The organism is Streptomyces phaeochromogenes (genome assembly GCF_001418655.1).
Taxonomy (GTDB): domain Bacteria; phylum Actinomycetota; class Actinomycetes; order Streptomycetales; family Streptomycetaceae; genus Streptomyces; species Streptomyces phaeochromogenes.
On the sequence record NZ_LIQZ01000525.1, the window covers coordinates 1 to 2,761 of the forward strand.

Sequence of the window (2,761 nt, forward strand, 5' to 3'; positions counted from 1 at the left end):
GGAAGCTGATGTTGTACCACTAGACTAAACCCGCGAAAGTCGCCGGTTCGGACGGTTTGGACCGGTGTCGGAAAAGCGGAATCACCATACCTCATGCCAGGCCCCCGGCGCTGAAGCCGTGGGGCCGGGTGCTGTTTCGGGGGGTGGACGGGGCTGCGGGGCGCGGGAGTTGGGGCGTACGGTGGAGGGGATGAAGAGGGGCTGCGCGGGATCGGAGTGCCGCCTGGAGGGTCGTCCGCTTCGTCCCGTAATGTGGCGCTTCCTCGTCAGGCAGACGCAGCTCTTGGGGAAGGGACTCTGAGGACTTGATGGAACGCAGCACCGTCGTCCGTTGTGCCGAAGGGCACGTGTTCAGCACCGCCTCGCTTCCGATGCAGCAGGCCGATCGGCTCGGCCCCGGCCGGCTGATCCGTTGCCCACGCTGTGCCCGGCTCCGCAACGTCGTACCTGTGGAGTATCAGAAGCACTGAGTACACGAGGCGCGCAGTACGCAGTGCCGGGTACCGCGCGTTCGCCTTGTTCGTCATCGCCCGGGTCCGCCACGATCACCGGATTGTGGTGGGCCCGGGCGCTCTGCGTATCCTCGGGGCGTGCTTCTCTCTGACAAGGACATCCGGGCCGAGATCGACGCCGGGCGCGTACGGATCGATCCCTACGACGAATCCATGGTGCAGCCGTCGAGTGTCGACGTGCGGCTCGACCGCTACTTCCGGGTGTTCGAGAACCACCGCTATCCGCACATCGATCCGTCCATCGAGCAGGCGGACCTCACGCGGCTCGTCGAGCCCGAGGGGGATGAGCCGTTCATCCTCCATCCCGGGGAGTTCGTCCTCGCCTCGACGTACGAGGTCATCTCGCTTCCCGATGATCTGGCGTCGCGGCTCGAAGGCAAGAGTTCGCTAGGGCGGCTGGGGCTCGTCACGCACTCCACCGCCGGGTTCATCGACCCCGGCTTCTCCGGGCACGTGACCCTTGAGCTGTCCAACCTCGCGACCCTCCCCATCAAGCTCTGGCCGGGCATGAAGATCGGGCAGCTGTGCATGTTCCAGCTCAGCTCGTCGGCCGAGTTCCCGTACGGCAGCGACCGGTACGGGTCCCGCTACCAGGGGCAGCGCGGGCCGACCGCCTCACGCTCCTTCCTCAACTTCCATCGGACCCAGGTGTGAGTGGCGGAGGTGGCGGAGATATGGGTGATGACATGAGCGACTTGCGCGAGAACCTCACCTACGAGCGCTTCGGCACCGCCGTCCGCGAGCTCGCCCAGACCATCGCCGACGACGGGTACGAGCCCGACATCGTGCTCAGCATCGCCCGCGGCGGTGTCTTCGTCGCCGGCGGGCTCGCGTACGCCCTCGACTGCAAGAACATCCACCTCGTGAACGTGGAGTTCTACACCGGGGTCGGGACCACTCTCGACATGCCGGTCATGCTCGCGCCCGTCCCCAACACCATCGACTTCTCCGACAAGAAGGTCCTGATCACGGACGACGTCGCCGACACCGGCAAGACGTTGAAGCTCGTGTACGACTTCTGCGTCGACGCCGTCGCGGAGGTGCGGTCCGCCGTCATCTACGAGAAGTCGCAGTCGCTCGTGAAGTGCGAGTACGTGTGGAAGCGCACGGATGAGTGGATCAACTTCCCGTGGAGTGTCGAGCCGCCTGTGGTGAAGAGGGCCGGGCAGGTTCTCGACGCGTAGGCGCTCCGCTGGGGGCCGGTTTTTGGCTGCGGCCCCGTTGTAGCTTGTTGCGCAGTTCCCCGCGCCCCTTAAGGGGCGCGTTTCCACATGCCGCTCAGGGCCCCGTCGCCCTGGGCGGTTTTTCCATGCCCTTAAAAAAACGCTTGCGTTTCGCTAGTGGCCCCCGTAGCGTTCGTGTACGAAACCGTTTCGTATCGATCGTGATCGCAGAGAGATCGCAGGGGAGGGAGGGCCACGATGCTGAGCAGTCCGGTGGTTCTCGCGCTCGCGCTCTCTCTGGTCTCCGCGTTCTGTTACGCGGCGGCTGCCGTGGTTCAGGAGCGGACCGCGGCCGGTACGGCTGATCTGCGGGGCACGCTCGTGCGGGGCTCGTGGTGGGGGGCCGTCGGGCTCAACGTCTCCGGCGCGCTGCTGCATGTGGTCGCGCTGCGGTACGGGCCGCTGACCCTCGTGCAGCCGCTCGGGGCGCTGACCCTGGTCGTTGCGGTGCCCCTCGGTGCGCTGGTTGCCCGGCGGCGGACCTCCGGTGCGCAGTGGCGCGGTGTGGCTCTCACTCTTTTCGGGCTGACCGCGTTGCTCGTCGCCACCGCGGCGGGGCGCGCGCCTGACGACACCCTGGGGACCGGCGAGGTTCTAGGCGTCGCGCTCGTCGCCTTCGGTGTCATCGCGGTGCTCGTTCGTTTCGCCACCGGCGGTTCCGGTCTCGGCGGGCTCGCCTTCGCCGCGGCCTCCGGTATCGCCTCCGGGGTCGGCTCCACGCTGGCGCAGAAGCTCGCCGTCGGGCCGACGCCGTCCTGGAGCGTGGCGGTGGTCGCGGTGCTCACCGTCGCGTTCGCCTCGGGCGGGCTGCTGCTCTCCCAGAAGGCGTACCGCAGTGGGCTCGGCGGTCCGCTGGCCCTGCTCACCCTCGTCAACCCGGTCGCCGCGTCCGTCATCGGCATCAGCCTGCTCGGCGAGGGCTTCCAATACGGCACGGCCGGCACCCTGATCGCCCTCGCCGGTGCGGTGGCGGCTGCCCGGGGTGTGGTTCTCCTCAGCCTTCCTCAGCCCCACCAGCCCCACCAG

Annotated in this window: 3 protein-coding genes; all 3 read left to right on the forward strand. The window is 67.7% G+C overall.

Translation table 11 applies throughout. The annotated features are described in order from the left end of the window. The first annotated feature begins 590 nt into the window (after positions 1-590). The gene (gene dcd, locus AOK17_RS44775) at positions 591-1,166 is read left to right on the forward strand and encodes a dCTP deaminase (RefSeq protein WP_055618402.1); all 576 of its coding nucleotides are present in this window, start codon (positions 591-593) and stop codon (positions 1,164-1,166) included. A gap of 32 nt (positions 1,167-1,198) precedes the next feature. Further along, positions 1,199-1,696 (forward strand): phosphoribosyltransferase, encoded by a 498-nt coding sequence (locus AOK17_RS44780; protein WP_055618404.1) that lies wholly within the window; start codon positions 1,199-1,201, stop codon positions 1,694-1,696. A gap of 237 nt (positions 1,697-1,933) precedes the next feature. After that, the coding region (locus AOK17_RS44785) for a DMT family protein (protein ID WP_055618403.1) at positions 1,934-2,761 on the forward strand (828 nt) is incomplete at its 3' end.